Annotated in this window: 17 protein-coding genes; 16 read left to right on the top strand and 1 reads right to left on the bottom strand. The window is 33.2% G+C overall.

What is annotated here, in order from left to right:
• The 15 genes from kamD to ACZ41D_RS00145 all read left to right on the top strand — a co-directional run bounded on the left by kamD (position 1) and on the right by ACZ41D_RS00145 (position 14313).
• Entirely contained in the window at positions 1-1557 is a 1557-nt protein-coding gene (kamD, locus tag ACZ41D_RS00215) for a lysine 5,6-aminomutase subunit alpha (protein ID WP_464151928.1), read from the top strand.
• Positions 1557-2312 (top strand): lysine 5,6-aminomutase subunit beta, encoded by a 756-nt coding sequence (kamE, locus tag ACZ41D_RS00210; RefSeq protein ID WP_464151927.1) that lies wholly within the window; start codon positions 1557-1559, stop codon positions 2310-2312. Before kamD ends, kamE begins: the two co-directional genes overlap by 1 nt.
• A 195-nt stretch (positions 2313-2507) precedes the next feature.
• Positions 2508-3308 carry an IclR family transcriptional regulator gene (locus tag ACZ41D_RS00205; RefSeq protein WP_464151926.1) on the top strand — a complete coding sequence of 267 codons (801 nt, stop codon included), beginning with the start codon at positions 2508-2510 and terminating at the stop codon, positions 3306-3308.
• Between the two features lie 101 nt (positions 3309-3409).
• Positions 3410-4204, top strand: coding sequence for a beta/alpha barrel domain-containing protein (locus ACZ41D_RS00200; RefSeq protein WP_464151925.1), 795 nt, complete (start codon positions 3410-3412; stop codon positions 4202-4204).
• A gap of 20 nt (positions 4205-4224) precedes the next feature.
• The gene (locus ACZ41D_RS00195) at positions 4225-5136 is read left to right on the top strand and encodes a molybdopterin-binding protein (protein ID WP_464151924.1); all 912 of its coding nucleotides are present in this window, start codon (positions 4225-4227) and stop codon (positions 5134-5136) included.
• A 94-nt stretch (positions 5137-5230) separates the two neighbouring features.
• Positions 5231-6004: a 2-keto-4-pentenoate hydratase gene (locus tag ACZ41D_RS00190; RefSeq protein WP_464151923.1), complete on the top strand. Its 774-nt coding sequence runs from the start codon at positions 5231-5233 to the stop codon at positions 6002-6004.
• A 40-nt stretch (positions 6005-6044) separates the two neighbouring features.
• Complete coding sequence (locus tag ACZ41D_RS00185; protein ID WP_464151922.1) at positions 6045-6926, top strand: acetaldehyde dehydrogenase (acetylating); 882 nt, start codon at positions 6045-6047, stop codon at positions 6924-6926.
• Positions 6919-7929 (top strand): 4-hydroxy-2-oxovalerate aldolase, encoded by a 1011-nt coding sequence (dmpG, locus tag ACZ41D_RS00180; protein ID WP_464151921.1) that lies wholly within the window; start codon positions 6919-6921, stop codon positions 7927-7929. Before ACZ41D_RS00185 ends, dmpG begins: the two co-directional genes overlap by 8 nt.
• A gap of 77 nt (positions 7930-8006) precedes the next feature.
• On the top strand, positions 8007-8639 hold the full coding sequence (locus ACZ41D_RS00175) for a 4Fe-4S binding protein (RefSeq protein ID WP_464151920.1): 633 nt from the start codon (positions 8007-8009) through the stop codon (positions 8637-8639).
• Positions 8629-10080: a hypothetical protein gene (locus ACZ41D_RS00170; RefSeq protein WP_464151919.1), complete on the top strand. Its 1452-nt coding sequence runs from the start codon at positions 8629-8631 to the stop codon at positions 10078-10080. Before ACZ41D_RS00175 ends, ACZ41D_RS00170 begins: the two co-directional genes overlap by 11 nt.
• 22 nt (positions 10081-10102) lie before the next feature.
• Complete coding sequence (locus ACZ41D_RS00165) at positions 10103-11347, top strand: benzoate/H(+) symporter BenE family transporter (protein WP_464151918.1); 1245 nt, start codon at positions 10103-10105, stop codon at positions 11345-11347.
• Positions 11348-11510: 163 nt separating this feature from the next.
• Positions 11511-12617: a M24 family metallopeptidase gene (locus tag ACZ41D_RS00160; protein WP_464151917.1), complete on the top strand. Its 1107-nt coding sequence runs from the start codon at positions 11511-11513 to the stop codon at positions 12615-12617.
• Between the two features lie 97 nt (positions 12618-12714).
• Positions 12715-13317 (top strand): hypothetical protein, encoded by a 603-nt coding sequence (locus tag ACZ41D_RS00155; protein ID WP_464151916.1) that lies wholly within the window; start codon positions 12715-12717, stop codon positions 13315-13317.
• On the top strand, positions 13314-13724 hold the full coding sequence (locus ACZ41D_RS00150; RefSeq protein ID WP_464151915.1) for a DUF3842 family protein: 411 nt from the start codon (positions 13314-13316) through the stop codon (positions 13722-13724). The genes ACZ41D_RS00155 and ACZ41D_RS00150 overlap by 4 nt, the downstream gene beginning before the upstream one ends.
• A 37-nt stretch (positions 13725-13761) precedes the next feature.
• Positions 13762-14313: an ECF transporter S component gene (locus ACZ41D_RS00145; RefSeq protein ID WP_464151914.1), complete on the top strand. Its 552-nt coding sequence runs from the start codon at positions 13762-13764 to the stop codon at positions 14311-14313.
• Positions 14314-14409: 96 nt separating this feature from the next.
• Here ACZ41D_RS00145 and ACZ41D_RS00140 read toward each other — a convergent pair whose 3' ends face one another.
• Complete coding sequence (locus ACZ41D_RS00140) at positions 14410-14988, bottom strand: S-layer homology domain-containing protein (RefSeq protein WP_464151913.1); 579 nt, start codon at positions 14986-14988, stop codon at positions 14410-14412.
• 225 nt (positions 14989-15213) lie between these two features.
• Here ACZ41D_RS00140 and ACZ41D_RS00135 point away from each other — a divergent pair, with 225 nt between their 5' ends.
• Complete coding sequence (locus ACZ41D_RS00135) at positions 15214-15849, top strand: MBL fold metallo-hydrolase (protein ID WP_464151912.1); 636 nt, start codon at positions 15214-15216, stop codon at positions 15847-15849.
• Positions 15850-15898 lie beyond the last annotated feature (49 nt).

Genomic DNA, 15898 nt, shown 5'->3' with positions numbered 1-15898 from the left:
ATGGAAAAAAAATTAAACCTAGATCCTAACAAAATAGAAAGTGCTCGTAATGCTGCTAGGAAGATAGCTGAAGATGTGCAAAATTTTATAGATATGCATACAACAACTACTACTGAAAGAACTGTAGTAAGGCTGCTGGGTATAGATGGAGTTGATGAAATAGGTAAGCCCCTTCCTAATGTAGTAGTTGATAATATTTTAGAAGGTGGAGGGTTACCTTTAGGAGCAGCATATTGGATAGGTAATGCTATGATACAAACAGGTTATAAACCTCAGACTATAGCAGAAAAAATAAGTATGGGAGAATTAGATATAACTAAACTTCCATTGGCAAAAGATGAAGAAATAAAAGAAAAGGTATTAGGTATAGCTAAAAAAACTGTTGATAAGATTTGGCAAAATAGAAAAAAGAGAGAAGAATATATCAAAACACTTGGGGAAGGTAAAACGCCATATTTATATGTTATAGTAGCTACAGGAAATATATATGAAGATGTTATACAAGCAAAGGCTGCAGCAAAGCAAGGGGCTGATATTATAGCGGTAATAAGGACAACTGCACAGAGCCTTCTTGACTATGTACCATATGGACCAACTACAGAAGGATTCGGAGGTACTTATGCTACCCAAGAGAACTTCCGTATAATGAGAAAAGCATTAGACGAAGTAGGAGAAGAAGTTGGAAGATATATAAGGCTTTGTAATTACTGTTCAGGACTTTGCATGCCAGAAATAGCTGCTATGGGTGCATTGGAGCGATTAGATGTTATGCTTAATGATGCACTTTATGGCATACTATTTAGAGATATAAATATGCAGAGGACACTTATAGACCAATTTTTCTCAAGAGTAATAAATGGATTTGCTGGTATAGTTATAAATACTGGAGAAGATAATTATCTTACCACTTCTGATGCTGTTGAGGAAGCTCATACTGTATTAGCTTCTCAATTTATTAACGAACAATTTGCCTTAAAGGCTGGATTGCCTGAAGAGCAAATGGGACTAGGGCATGCTTTTGAGATGAATCCTAGTATAGAAAATGGATTTTTAATGGAATTAGCTCAAGCACAGATGGCGAGGGAGATATTTCCTAATGCTCCACTTAAATATATGCCTCCAACTAAATTTATGACAGGGAATATATTTAAGGGTCATCTTCAAGATGCTATGTTTAATTTAGTTTCTATAATGACACACCAAAGTATTCAGCTATTGGGAATGCCTACAGAAGCAATTCATACTCCTCACTTGCAGGATAGGATGTTGTCTATTGAAAATGCAAAATATATATTTAATAATGCGAGAAATCTTGGTGATGAGATAGAATTTAAGAAAGATGGTATTATCCAGAGAAGAGCTCAGGAAGTATTAGATAAAGCAGAAAAACTTCTTAAGGAAATACAAGAGATAGGATTATTTTCAACTATAGAACAAGGTAAATTTGCTGGAGTTAAAAGAAGACGTGATGGAGGCAAGGGATTAGATGGAGTAGTTGTAAGACATGAGAAATATTACAACCCATTCATTGAGCTGATGCTAGGAGGTGGCAGATAATGGCTATAGAAAATGTTGATCTAACGAGAGTAAAACCTTATGGTGACACTTTAAATGATGGCATGATGCAATTGAGTTTTACATTACCTGTTCCCTTTGGTGAAGAAGCAAATGAAGCTGCAAGAAGACTTGCAAAGAAAATGGGATTAGCTGAGCCTAATGTAGTGTATTCTTCAGATTTAGGAGTAGGATATACATTTTTTGTTTTATATGGTAAATGTCAACATACAGTAGATTATACTAATATTAAGGTTCCTAAAGTTGAAGTAAATGTTATGAAAAAAGAAGAAGTAGAACAATTTATTAAAGAGAAGATAAAAAGAGAGATTACTGTAGTAGGTGCTTGTACAGGTACCGATGCTCATACTGTTGGAATAGATGCAATAATGAATATGAAAGGTTATGCTGGACATTATGGTCTAGAAAGGTATAAAATGATCAATGCTATAAATATGGGAAGTCAGGTTCCGAATGAAGAGCTTGTAGCAAAAGCTATAGAAGTAAATGCCGATGCTATATTAGTATCACAAGTAGTTACTCAAAAAGATGTTCACATACCTAATCTTACCCAATTAGTAGAACTACTAGAAGCAGAGGGAATAAGAAACAAAATAGTGCTAATATGCGGAGGACCTCGTATTTCACACGAATTAGCTAAAGAACTAGGTTACGATGCAGGATTTGGTTCAGGAACTTATGCAGAAGATGTAGCTTCTTTTATTGTAGAAGAAATAGTAAATAGAAAATTGGTATGATTATCTAGGTGGTGCCTTAATAAATGGTATCACCTAAAATATTATCAAAAAAAATAAATTTTTTTTATTTTCTTGCAGGAATTTTAAAATTGGTATAGAATATAAGTAACGCAAAGACAATGTCGAAAACAGTTTTATAATAACGAACGACTAAAAATATAAAAAGGTTTGAGTTAATAGAAGGAGATAGAATAAATGTCAGGGAAAAGTAATTCAGTGCAAATACGTTCTGTTGCTAAGGCATTAAGTATTTTAAATCTTTTAGCTAAAAATAAGCGGAGTATGGCACTAACAGAGATAGCTTATGAATTAGATTTACCTAAGAGCACTTTACACGGGTTGCTTTCTACTATGAAAGATTTTGGATATATAGAACAATCTATTTTTGATGGTAAATATAGATTAGGAACTGTACTTTTTGAAATAGGAAATGTAGTTGCAGAACGATGGGATGTACGAAAAGTTGCAGCTCCTTATTTATCGAGGCTTGTTAATTCAATAAACGAAACAGTGCATTTAGTAATTCTTGATAAAGGAGAAGTTCTATATATTGACAAACGTGAAAGCAATCAGTCTTTGAAAATTGTTTCACAAATTGGTGCACGGTTACCTGCCCACTGTACAGGAGTAGGTAAAACTCTTTTAGCTTATCTTTCACCTGTGGAAGTTAAAAAAATTATTGAAGAAAAAGGTCTACCTAAGTATACAGAAAATACTATTACAGATCCTATTAAATTAGAGAAGGAGCTAGCAAGAATTCGTGAATTGGGATATGGGGAAGACCGTGGAGAAATTATGAATAATCTTTATTGTGTCGCGGCGCCAATATGGGATTATACAAATAAAGTATGTGCAGCATTAAGTGTTTCTTTGCCTTATTCCCAAGTTACTGAAGAAAGAAGACGAGAAGTTATTAATTGTGTTATCCAAACAACCAAAGAAATTTCTATAGGATTAGGATACCGGCATAGCGCTGGGATACCGGCAACCTATTAGATAAAGAACTTTGGAGAATTTAAAATTCTCCAAAAAAAAATACCAATATTATAGAACTAAGTTCTATAATATCGAAATACTGGAAATACTGGAGGGAAGTTATGCAAGATATTAGAGATATTATCTTTAAGGATATTAGCGATAAAAAGTTTCAAGCTTTACTTATACCAGAAAGAGATGGGTGTTTATCAGGCGTAGATAGTGCATACAAAATAGCAGATGAAATTAATGTAAAACTTAAGCTTTACTTCAAAGAAGGAGATAAGATTGAGAAGAATAAACCAATAGGCAGGATTACAGCAACTCCCAAAAATATGGCTTTAGCAGAAGAAAAAATCATTGGTACTTTAGCAAAGTTTTCTGGGATAGCAACTGCAGCTAAGAAGGCAGTAGAACTTTCTGAAGGTAATGTGAGGATTGTATCTGGTTCTTGGAAAAAGATGCCGCCGTCTATTAAGGCTGCAGTAAGAACGGCTATTGTTTCAGGAGGGGCTTCCTTTAGAATTTGTGATGGTCCGATGATTTACCTAGACAAAAACTATATTAAAATGTTAGGTTCTATACCAAGAGCATTGGATTCTGTTAAGGAATTTAAAGATTATACCAAGGTAATACAGATTAAAGGGAAGGAATTATCTATTGAGGAAGAAAGTAAACAAGCTTTAGAAAATGGTTGTAATCTTTTAATGGTTGATACAGGAAATGTTGATGATATTAAGAGATGCTTAGCAGTAGTTAAAGATATGGGGTTAAGAGATAAGGTAAAAATTGCATTTGCAGGAGGAATAAAACTAAATCAAATTAAACAGTTAGGTAAGTTAGACATAGATGTTCTTTGCATAGGTAAAGAAATAGTAGATGCGTTATTGTTAGACATGAAATTAGATGTCATATAAAAATATAAGGAAGTGAGAAAATGCCATTAAATTTATTGGAGAAAACAGAACTCTGGATAAATAATATAACTCTTGACAATGTAAATCTTACTGAACTTGCTGAAACTGTAGCACAAATTTTAAAGATTGACAGTAGTAAGGTATTGGTAGTTGATGTAAGACCTAGACATATCACTTTAGATATTTTAGAAGAAGAAATTCCTGAGGAAAATATATTAGGCAAAGAGAAAGAAATATTAGAAGCGCTTTCTAAAATAAAAGGAGTAAATATTGACCATGAAACGTATATCCATTCTAATGGGATTTTAGGTATGATTTGCATAGATGTGGAAAACCCAGGAGAAATTATAAATACAATTTCAGATATGACTAATGAAATAAAAGAAAAAATCTCAAAAAGGGTTATCATTTTTCCTACTGGATTTGAACTAAAAGAAAATTTAATAGAAGATACTAATACTCCTTATTTGAAAAATCTCTTAGAAGAAGAAGGATATAAAGTTACTGTTGGAGATATTATTGAAGATGATATTGACATTATGACTTATAAACTTTCAGATGCTGTTTCTAGAGGATTTGGGTTAATTATAACTACTGGTGGAGTTGGTGCTGAAGATAAGGATAAATCAGTAGAAAGCGTATTAAATATTGATCCGACAGCTGCAACACCATATATTGTAAAATTCAAGAAAGGAACAGGACGGCATATAAAGGATGGAGTGAAAATTGCTGTAGGACAAGTTGGACCGACTTATATAGTATCTTTACCGGGGCCTAACGATGAGGTGAAGGTTGCTTCTAAGGCCTTATTAGAAGGTTTAAAGAATCATTATACAAAAACTCAAATGGCGCAGAAAATTGCAACTGTTTTGGCAAAAAAATTGTCTCAAAAAAAATTTCATCATGAAATAGACCATAAGTTTATTCATTAAGATCAAAAGTGCATAATTGCTCCAGAGTCAAAATTTAGTAAAACATTTTTTCACAATTTCTCAAAACAAGTGGGAGAAAGGAGTTTGTAAAATTATGGATTATAGAAAGATTGCTGAAAGTCTTTATCAAGCTGAAAAAGGAGTTTATCAGATTAATACTATAAGTGATGAAAATCCAGAGATGACAGTAGAAGATGCATACCATATTCAGCTAGAAAATGTAGCTAAAAAAGTTGCAGATGGAGAAAAAATTATTGGTATGAAGATAGGATTAACTAGTAGAGGGATGCAAAACCTTTTAGGAGTAAATGAGCCTGATTATGGTCATCTTACTAATAAAATGCTCTTGCTAGAGGGTGATATTTGCTCTACGAAAAAACTACTTCAACCTAAGGTAGAAGGTGAACTGGCATTTTGTCTAAAAAAGTCTTTAAAAGGACCTGGAATAACTATAGCAGATGTATATAATGCCACTGATTGGGTTGTACCAGCAATTGAAATTGTAGATAGCCGTATAAAAGATTGGAAAATTAAGCTAGTTGATACTATAGCAGACAATGGTTCTAGTGCGAGAATTGTTTTAGGCAGCAAAATGACCCCAATTGGAGATATTGATATGCGTTTAACTGGAATGAACTTAGAGAAAAATGGTGTGTTAGTTAGCAGTGGTACTACTGCTGAAGTTTGGGGTAATCCAGCAGCTGCTGTAGCTTGGCTGGCAAATAAATTATCTCAATTTGATATAGAGCTGAAAGAAGGAAGTATTATTTTATCAGGTGCGGTTACAGCTGCAGAATCAGTTAAAGCAGGTGATAATTTTACAGTTAGCTTCCAAGGTATGGGTAGCGTATCAGTAAAATTTGAATAATTATTATAGCATTCTAACAATTGTGAAAGGGGATAGAATTATGGAAAAAATTAAAGTAGGAATAATCGGTCCAGGAAATATTGGTTCTGACTTAATGTACAAAGTTATGAGAAGCAAGTATTTAGAAATGACTTTGATGACTGGAATTGTAGAATCTGAAGGAATCAAAAGAGCTGCAAAATTAGGCTTTAAAACTTCAACTAGAAGTGTTGAAGCAGTTATCGAAGACCCAGAAATTAAAATTGTTTTTGAAGCTACAAGTGCAAAAGCTCATTTAGCAAATGCTCCACTATTAAAGAAAGCTGGCAAAATTGCAATTGATTTAACTCCAGCAGCAGTAGGACCTTATGTTGTTCCTTGTGTAAATCTTGACAAAGTTTCAGATTTAGATAATTTTAACATGGTTACATGTGGAGGACAGGCTACTATTCCCATTGCCTACGCTATTGACCGTGTAGCAGATTCAGAATATACAGAGATTGTAGCTGCATTATCTTCTAAAAGTGCAGGCCCTGGAACTAGGGCAAATATTGATGAATTTACAGAAACTACTTCTAAAGCATTAGAAGTTGTAGGGGGAGCTGACAGGGCCAAAGCTATCATTATTCTTAATCCTGCTGAACCTCCTATTATGATGACTAACACAATATATTCAATTGTAAAAAATCCAGATGAAGAAAAAATCATTAAATCTATCAATGATATTGTAAAGCAAGTACAGGAATATGTACCAGGATATCGCTTAAGAGTTCCACCAACAATTGATGGAAATAAGGTAACGGTTATTGTAGAAGTAGAAGGAGCGGGGGATTTCTTGCCTAAGTATGCTGGAAATCTTGATATTATCAACTCTGCAGCAATTGCTACAGCTGAAAAGATAGCTTATAACATGCTAAAAAAGGAGGGCAAAATCAATGAGTAGACCAAAAATCAATATAGTAGATACGACACTTCGCGATGGAAGCCATGCTGTTAGCCACTCTTTTACTGAAGAGCAAGTGGAAGCCATTGCTAAGGGCCTTGATAAAGTAGGGGTAAGCATTATTGAAATTAGCCATGGAGATGGGATTGCAGGTTCATCTATTAATTATGGCTTTATGAAAACTGATGAGATGAAACTTATCAAAACTGCAAGAAAAGTAGTTAATAAATCTAAACTTGCTGTGCTTTTATTGCCTGGAATTGGAACTATTGAAGATCTAAAAAAAGCAAAGGAAAATGGTGCAGAAGTAGTAAGAGTTGCTACACATGTTACAGAAGCTGATATTGGAATTCAACATATACAAGCTGCTAAAAACATGGGAATGATGGCAGTAGGATTTTTAATGATGTCACATATGGCTTCTCCAGAGAAAATATTAGAACAAGCAAAAATATTTGTGGATGCTGGAGCTGATTATATAAATATTGCTGATTCAGCTGGATATATGCTGCCTGATGATGTTAAAGCAAGAGTTAGCTTAGTAAAAAATTCTATAGATATACCAGTAGGATTTCACTCACACAATAATTTAGGAGTTTCTATAGCAAATTCTATTGCTGCAGTAGAAGAAGGAGCGACATATATAGATGCTACATGTCGTGGTTTAGGAGCTGGTGCTGGGAATACACAAAACGAAGTATTGTGTGCTGTACTCGATAGATTAGGATATGATACAGGCGTGGATTTATATGGAATAATGGACCTTGCAGAAGAGGTTGTTGAGCCTATTATGCATAGACCACAGGTAATAAAAACAGCACCTTTAATACTTGGATATGCAGGAGTTTATTCAAGTTTCTTACTTCACACTTACAGAGCTGCAGAAAAATATAATCTAAATCCAAGAGATATTCTTGTAGAACTAGGAAAACGTAAGATGGTTGGAGGACAGGAAGATATGATTGTGGATGTTGCCTATGAGTTATCTCAGCAACAAAAATAATTGAGTTTTTAATATGGTGTTGCCCTATTTGTTTGGGGCAATGCTATAAATAATATATTAAAAGGAGGTATATTATCATGAAACAAGTTACACTTTTAGCAAAAGTAGACACAAATAAGTGTACTGGATGTAAAACTTGTGTTAAGGTTTGTCCAGTATTAGCTATTAAGGTGGAAAACAGAAAAGCGGTTGTAGATGCAGAACTATGTAGAGCTTGTGGAAATTGTGAACAACGTTGTCCTTTCCATGCTATTGAAATGGTACAAAGGGAAGAAATAATGAAAGTAGGTATTGATGTTTCTAAATTTGATCAAGAAAAAATTAAAGAAATTTGTCAAAAAGCTCATTTCAATCCAGAACAAGTTTTATGTTATTGTACAGGAGTAAGAGCAGATGAAGTTGCAGCAGCTATCTTAAATGGTGCAGATACCCCTGAAAAAGTTTCACTTATGACAGGAATTAGAACAGGATGTACTATTGAATGTGTACAGCCAGTTTTAAGAATGTTAGAAGCAGCAGGCTGTGAATTAAAGCCAATTGAAGGCGGGTGGCAATGGTATGGAACTACTCCAACTGCATGGACTATTCCAGAAAAAGTAAAAGAAAAATATAGCAGTAGAGGATTCTATTTTGAAGAAGATGAAAAGCTTTTAGACGAGATTGCAAAAATTAATGTAAAAAAAGAAGGGGGAGAAGATTATGATGCATAAACCAATTACACCAATACCACCAAAAAAATCTCAATACGGGATTGACCCTGCATTGGTGAAAAAGAGAGCTTCAGAGCTACCTAATATGTGTTCTCTTAAATTACGTGAATTGTTTCCTGATCTTCCAGAAGTAATTTTTCCAGCTGGAGAAAATGATATTGAAAATGTACGTAAGGCAGCTATAGAATCGCTAAGAAAAGTAGATATGAGCATGATTAAACCAGACGATTCTGTAAACGTTTTAGCTTCTCATCACGGATTTACTCTTTTTGGTGGTAAACCTTATGCTGAATTATTAAAAGCTATTAAAGACGTTGTAGAAGAAAAAACTGGTTGTAAAAATATTCGTCTTCGTGCTGGAGTAGGTATGAGATTTAGAGAAACTGAAGAGTATATTAAGAGCTATGGGTTAGATACCTATTATAACGGTAAAGTAATGGGTGTAGCACCAGTTGACGAAGGTATACCAATAGAAACTGAAATTGGTACACTTTACGGATTAAAGAGAGTATATGATGCAGACTGGATTATTCATGCTCATCATACTGATGTAAGAGAAGTTCACTTCCATAGACAAGTAGATAAAGCAGTAAAACCTTTTGGTATGTCATATGCACGTATTGAAACAAGAAGCACTTATCATCAAAATTTAGGCCCAAGGGCTGCTAACTTTACAGCTAGAGCTATTTTTGAATCTGAATTTGTTCAAAGTAAGTTTGCTTTTGCATCATTTTTGGATGTAGGTCCACATGGAATTGTGGGCGTAGATAGCGACAATGATTTATATGCATTAAATGACAGAGCTACATTTATTGGTTGTCAACGTTATGGAAAAATCATGACATTATTTGGAGAAATTGATGAATGTATCGCAGTACTTGATTTTCCATGTCCTGTACCTTATGTATTTTCTGCAGGTGTAATTTATGCAAACTTTACAGGTGCTAATGTAGATTTATATGATTTACAAAATCCACTTCCACCTTATACATGGTATACAGAAGCGTTTTACGGTAAAAATGATAGACCATTGGTAGATGGTACACCACCAATTAATCCTGCAATAAAAGTATGTGTTCATAATTACGCTTGGACAGGATATCCATCAGCATTTTTCTCAAAACATATACCTACTGTAGTAGTAGGACAAGAACAAGGAGAACTATTCGATAGGGATTCTATGAATCTAGAATATATGAATTATGCTGTAACAAGCAGAACTCTAGAGGGAGCTATGGACTTTGCATATAGAACAGCAGGAACAGATAAAGTTATTATCTTTGATGGTGCTATGGGCGGCATGAACGTAAGTGAATCTATGGCTAAACTGCTAATAGAAAAAGCACCAATTGTTAGTGAAAGAGTAGATAAAGAGTTACTTCCTAAGTGGCTTAAACAAAGAGGTGTTGATATATCTATTCTAGACAAGTTAGCAAAATAACCTTTAATTAGGAGGCGGTAAGATGGAAGGTGTAAAAGAAAAGAGAACTTTTTCAATTGAAAGTGGCCCAGGGTTTAGAACAAGTTTAAGTGATTTAAAGGGCAGTTTAAATAGTAAAACTATTACTGCTGGAGTTATTGCCGCAATTTTCGGATGTTCAGGACCAGCTCTCGTTACAATTAAATCTGCAACTGATGCAGGATATACTCAACCTCAAATTGTATCTTGGCTTTTTGGTATTTACGTATTTGGAGGTCTTATTAGTTTAATAATGGCATTAAAATATAAAATGCCTATTACTGGTGCATATTCTATACCAGGAGCTTCAATGCTAGGAGTTGCTTTGGTTGGATTTAGTTTTAATGAAGCTGCAGGAGCATTCATTATGGCAGGGATAATTGTTTTGCTTATAGGAATTTCTGGGTTAATGGGGAAGGTTATGAAATGGCTCCCTCTCCCCATTGTAATGGGGATGATTGGTGGTGCTATGATTCGATTTGGCGTAAATATTGTAAACTCAGCAGTTCAAACACCCATAATAGGAATTGCTACCATTACAGGGTTCTTGTTGGTTCCAAAAGTAATTAAAAAATTTCCACCAGTACTTGCAGCTCTTATATTTGGGCTAGTTACAGCTATAATAACAGGAGCAGTAAATTTAAGTACATTAGATTTTTCATATATTCCACCACAATTAGTAGCGCCAAAATTTAATGTAAATACAATTTTATCTGTATCAGTTCCACTAGCTGCATTAGTTATTGGTGCAGAAAATGCACAAGCTATAGGGGTGCTATATGCACAAGGGTATAAACCTCCAGTAAATGCTATGACTGTTATTAGTGGAATTGGAGGAATAGCTGCAGGATTATTTGGTGCACATAATGCCAATATTGCAGGGCCAATGACTGCTATCTGTTCTTCTGAAGAAGTAGGCGATAAAGAAACTCGTTATGCATCGTCATTTGTAAATGGAATACTATTTGCTAGTTTTGGATTAATTGCTAGTATAGCTATAATATTTGTTACAGCTCTACCTTCCACATTAATTAATATTCTTGCAGGTATAGCAATGATTAATGTATTAATAAATGCATTCAAAGAAGGATTTAGTTCTAATAAGTTTAAAATGGGAGCTTTTACAGCATTAATTATAGGAATGAGCGGTATAACAATTTTAAAAATAGGTTCTCCATTTTGGGCATTACTTGGTGGTGTAGTAGTATCTTTAATAGTAGAAAAAAAAGATTTTGATGAACAAAACTAAACAGTTTTAGGAATTATTTAAAGCAGAATGTATTTGAAAAAGTTAATAAAAAATATCAAATGCATTCTGCTTTTTACTAAAAGAAAAATTTGTAAATAAAAAATATTTTATTATACAGTTTTTTCAAATGTATAAAATTTTGCCTAAGAAAGGAGCATAAAAAATGAAAAAGGAAATTTCCAAGAGGATTAATGCCTTGCAAAATGAATTGAAGTCTTTAAAATTAGATGCAGCTGTTATTATGGATAGAGAAAATCTAATTTATTTTGCAGGAGTTGAAGACTTAGAAGGCGGTTCACTAGTTGTTCCTGCTGATGGAGATCCCACTTTGTTTTGCTTGTGGTTAGATGCAAAACACGTTAAAGAAGTAAGTGGGATAGAAAATGTTGTTCCTTATGTGTTTCCTAATGAAAATGTAAGTCAGAAAACTGCTGATTGGGTTGCAAATCTAAAAATTAACAATCCTAAGATAGGGTTTACCCGATATTTTATAAGTTTAAAAGATTTTCAATGCTTGAAACAAACTGTACCTGGAATTGAATTTGGAGATATTGCAGAAGCTTGTTATAAAATCAGGTCTATAAAAAGCCAAAAAGAAATTGAATATATTACTAAAGCTGCTGAATTTTTATCTTATGGAATGAAAGCTGCTGTAGATGCAGTAAAACCTAATGTAAAAGAAACAGAAATATTAGCAGAAGCAGATTATGCTATGAAAAAAGCAGGCTCAGAGGGTTCTAGTTTTAGAATGCAAGTACTCCGTCATGATAGACAGCAATTGGTTCACCCATATGCTGGTGATTATATAATTGAAAATAACCAACCTGTAGTTATCCATCTAGGAGCATCTTATAAAGGATATACAGCAAAAATGTGCCGTACAGTATTCTTAGGAAATGTAAAAGAAGAAACAAAAAAGATATATGAAATTCTAATTAAAGCACAAAAGATTGCTGTAGAAAATTTAATACCTGGAGTAAAAACATCTCAGGTTTTCGATGCTGTATATAAATATATTGAGGAACAAGGTTATGGGAAAATGTTTATAGATTATATTGGATATGGCGTAGGAATTCGTCAATCAGAGTTTTATCCTATCATAGGTAAAAACTTAAATCATATATTGAAAGAAAATATGGTAGTAGATGTATTACTTCCAACTATATATAAACCTAAAATAGGCGGACCAAGGATCACAGATACTATTCTAATAAAAGAAGAAGGTTGTAAATATCTTACCGATTTTTGCAGAGAGCCTATTTATAAATAATAGTTATAGCTCCGATTTTCTAACAGTTTACTTTATTAAATATATTATGATAAAATATTTACGAGGATATATTTGTATTGTAAAAAGGAGTTTAGTTATGTCAGGCATAATAATAGAAGGCGTATGTGCTACAGGTAAGTCTTTATTATTTAAAAAGATATCAAGAAGTGAAGAATATCTAGAAAAACAGACTAAAATACAGTTAAGCGAATATCTTACGGAAAGGATAATCGAAAATTTAAATCCAACTGTAGAAGAAAGAGTATCCTTACTAGAAGGTTATGTAGATATATTTGAAAGGATTTATAATAATTTTTACAACTCTAGATTCAAACAAACAAAATCTCCTAGAGTAAAACCTGCTTTTCTTATAGAAAGGTTTCATTTGACTCATGCAGTAGAGTCATCAGATTTCAATCCTTTTAAGGAAATTGATGAAAGACTTAATAATATGGGGTTTAAACTTATAATACTTACCATGCAAGATAATGTTTTTAAAGAAAGATTAGAAGATACATTTCATAGAAGACCAAAAACGTGGTATAATTACGTAATGAGTTTTGGTGGATTAGAAGGTGCTTGCAGGCGATATATTTCTATGCAGGAAAAACTCTTAGAATACGCATCTTTGACAAAGCTTCCTACTAAAATTATAGATACCACTAAAACGTTGGACATAAAGGTAGGAGGGGTAATGTGATAATTGCAGTAATAGATGGACAAGGCGGAGGAATAGGTAAAGAAATAATTACAGCCCTTCGTTCCCGATTAGAAAAAAGGATTGAAATCCTAGCTATTGGGACGAATTCAGTTGCCACTACAAATATGCTTAAGGCAGGAGCTGATTATGGGGCTACTGGAGAGAATCCGGTAATATACAATTCCACTAAGGTAGATTTAATAGTAGGTCCTATTGCTATAATAATAGCAAATAGTCTTAGGGGAGAAGTTTCACCAGCTATGGCTGAAGCTGTAGCAACTAGTCCAGCAAAAAAAATATTACTACCTTCTAATAAATGTAATGTTGAGGTTGTAGCCTCAAGTTATGATTCCCTTTCGATTCAAGTTGAAACTTTAGTTGATAGGGTACAAGAATTAACTAAATAATTGAAGAAATTGCATAATTGAAGTATCAAAATTTATTATGCAATTTCTTTATAAGAAAGGGGATTTAAAAATGAAATATGAAACAAAAAAATTAGTCATAGCAGGACTTATGCTAGCAATAGGTATAATCTTGCCTTATGTTTTCCACGTTACTGGAGTAAATGGTACTATTTTTTCTCCTATGCATATACCAGTTTTATTGGCAGGTTTACTGCTGGGAGCTAATTTAGGATTTTGGGTAGGACTTTTATGTCCTCTTTTGAATTTCTTAATTTCTGGCATGCCTCCAGTGCCAATGTTGTGGGCAATGATGGTAGAGTTAAGCCTTTATGGGATATTTACTGGTTTACTATACAAGTACTTAAAAAAGAATTTAATTTTATCACTTATTGTGGCTATGATTATAGGAAGACTTGGAGGAGCTCTTATGGTTCTTTTACTTTCCTCAGCATTTGGTCTAATGCTAAATCCAGTATCATTCCTTAAGGGAGCAACCATTGTATCTTGGCCAGGAATACTTATACAATTAATTTTTATACCAATAATAGTTAAAGCATATGATAAACGAATGTTAGAATCTAGGAATTAGATATGAAAATTAAAGAGCAGCGACTGAAGTCGCTGCTAAATTGTTTTTTGATATATAAATCTAACTTGAGAAACTTGCAAAATTTCTTAAATTATTTTAATATGCAATTTCATTATTTAATTTTACTAATAAACTTTTGTTTACGAATACTGCTATATCTCCTCTTGTCGCTTTATTATTTGGAGCTAAAACTGAGCTATTATTCACGCCAAGTTGTGTAGCTTTGGCTATATAGTTTAAAGGCCATTCTAAATCTTTGTTTACTTCATCTTCGTATCCTAACATTCTAACGATTAATGTTAAAGCTTCTCCATAAGATATGTTGTTTTGTGGTTTAAAAGTGCCATCAGGATAACCATTTATTAATCCTTCATTTACTGCTATATTTATATAACCTGAAGCCCAGTGATCTTTTTTTACATCAGTAAAAATAGTATCATCAGTATTAGACTTAGCCTCTTCTTCTTTACATATTAATCTTACTACTAAAGTAGCAAATTCTGCTCTAGTTATATTATTTTCCAATCCGAGAGATCCATCTTCATATCCTTTTAGAAGTCCTAGTGCTACAAGATTTTTTGCTGCTTCTTCTTGTTCATTTACATTTTCTGCAAAAGATACAGAAGAAATTATGAGAATTAAAACTACCATAATTATTACGATTTTTTTACTCATAGAAAACCCCCTCTTTCTTTTTAATTATATCAAATCTATGATAATAAAATATTTCAATTGCATTACAAATGGCTTTTGCGACTAGCAGTTTCCTCAAGTTTTTATGATTTTTATTTTTCTATAAGTTATAATAATATCAAAGGGAGGAAATTGCATAATTATTACAAGGTCAAAATTTTGCAATTTCCTCAAGGAAAAGGATAATAAAAGTAAGGAGGAATATTCATGAAGATTAAGTATTTAGGACATTCTTGTTTTAAGCTTACAAATGATAAAGGAATAAGAATAATGACAGACCCTTTTGATGAATCAGTAGGCTATGAAATACCAAATGAAGAAGTAGATATAGTTACGACAAGTCACGATCATTTCGATCACGGATATATTCAAGCAGCAAAAGGGGATTTTGAGGTAGTAAACAAGGCAGGGGATTTCAACGTTAAGGATGTACATATATCAGGAATATCTACTTACCACGACCACCATAAGGGGCAAAATAGGGGAAGTAATATAGTTTATGTGTTTGAATTAGATGGCATGAGGGTTTGCCACCTTGGAGATTTAGGGCATATCCCTAATGATGAACAGCTTAAAGCTATAGGGAAAGTAGATGTACTTTTAATACCTGTAGGGGGAGTATATACTATTGACGGGGATGAAGCTGCAGAAGTTGTAAACATGATAAACCCCAAAATAGTAATACCTATGCATTATAAAACAAAAGAACTTAAATTTGAACTAGAGCCTATAGATAAATTTTTAAAACATTTTAATAAGATAGAAAAGATTAATAAACCCGAAATACAACTAAACAAAGAAGACTTAACCAAAGGGACGGTTCTTGTGGTTCAGCTTCGCTGAACCACAAGAACCGTCACCTTATATACTAAAGAATAGTATCTAATCTGCC

Source organism: Brassicibacter thermophilus, assembly GCF_055378355.1.
This window is presented reverse-complemented; position numbering and strand designations above follow the sequence as displayed.

What these genes read in the sequence shown, in the direction of transcription:
- ACZ41D_RS00135 (WP_464151912.1), top strand. Translation starts at nt 15,214, where the DNA reads ATGAAGATTAAGTATTTAGGACATTCTTGTTTTAAGCTTACAAATGAT.
- ACZ41D_RS00140 (WP_464151913.1), bottom strand. Translation starts at nt 14,988, where the DNA reads ATGAGTAAAAAAATCGTAATAATTATGGTAGTTTTAATTCTCATAATT.
- dmpG (WP_464151921.1), top strand. Translation starts at nt 6,919, where the DNA reads ATGAGTAGACCAAAAATCAATATAGTAGATACGACACTTCGCGATGGA.
- kamD (WP_464151928.1), top strand. Translation starts at nt 1, where the DNA reads ATGGAAAAAAAATTAAACCTAGATCCTAACAAAATAGAAAGTGCTCGT.
- ACZ41D_RS00170 (WP_464151919.1), top strand. Translation starts at nt 8,629, where the DNA reads ATGATGCATAAACCAATTACACCAATACCACCAAAAAAATCTCAATAC.
- ACZ41D_RS00190 (WP_464151923.1), top strand. Translation starts at nt 5,231, where the DNA reads ATGGATTATAGAAAGATTGCTGAAAGTCTTTATCAAGCTGAAAAAGGA.
- ACZ41D_RS00175 (WP_464151920.1), top strand. Translation starts at nt 8,007, where the DNA reads ATGAAACAAGTTACACTTTTAGCAAAAGTAGACACAAATAAGTGTACT.
- ACZ41D_RS00160 (WP_464151917.1), top strand. Translation starts at nt 11,511, where the DNA reads ATGAAAAAGGAAATTTCCAAGAGGATTAATGCCTTGCAAAATGAATTG.
- ACZ41D_RS00185 (WP_464151922.1), top strand. Translation starts at nt 6,045, where the DNA reads ATGGAAAAAATTAAAGTAGGAATAATCGGTCCAGGAAATATTGGTTCT.
- ACZ41D_RS00145 (WP_464151914.1), top strand. Translation starts at nt 13,762, where the DNA reads ATGCAATTTCTTTATAAGAAAGGGGATTTAAAAATGAAATATGAAACA.
- ACZ41D_RS00205 (WP_464151926.1), top strand. Translation starts at nt 2,508, where the DNA reads ATGTCAGGGAAAAGTAATTCAGTGCAAATACGTTCTGTTGCTAAGGCA.
- ACZ41D_RS00155 (WP_464151916.1), top strand. Translation starts at nt 12,715, where the DNA reads ATGTCAGGCATAATAATAGAAGGCGTATGTGCTACAGGTAAGTCTTTA.
- ACZ41D_RS00195 (WP_464151924.1), top strand. Translation starts at nt 4,225, where the DNA reads ATGCCATTAAATTTATTGGAGAAAACAGAACTCTGGATAAATAATATA.
- ACZ41D_RS00200 (WP_464151925.1), top strand. Translation starts at nt 3,410, where the DNA reads ATGCAAGATATTAGAGATATTATCTTTAAGGATATTAGCGATAAAAAG.
- kamE (WP_464151927.1), top strand. Translation starts at nt 1,557, where the DNA reads ATGGCTATAGAAAATGTTGATCTAACGAGAGTAAAACCTTATGGTGAC.
- ACZ41D_RS00165 (WP_464151918.1), top strand. Translation starts at nt 10,103, where the DNA reads ATGGAAGGTGTAAAAGAAAAGAGAACTTTTTCAATTGAAAGTGGCCCA.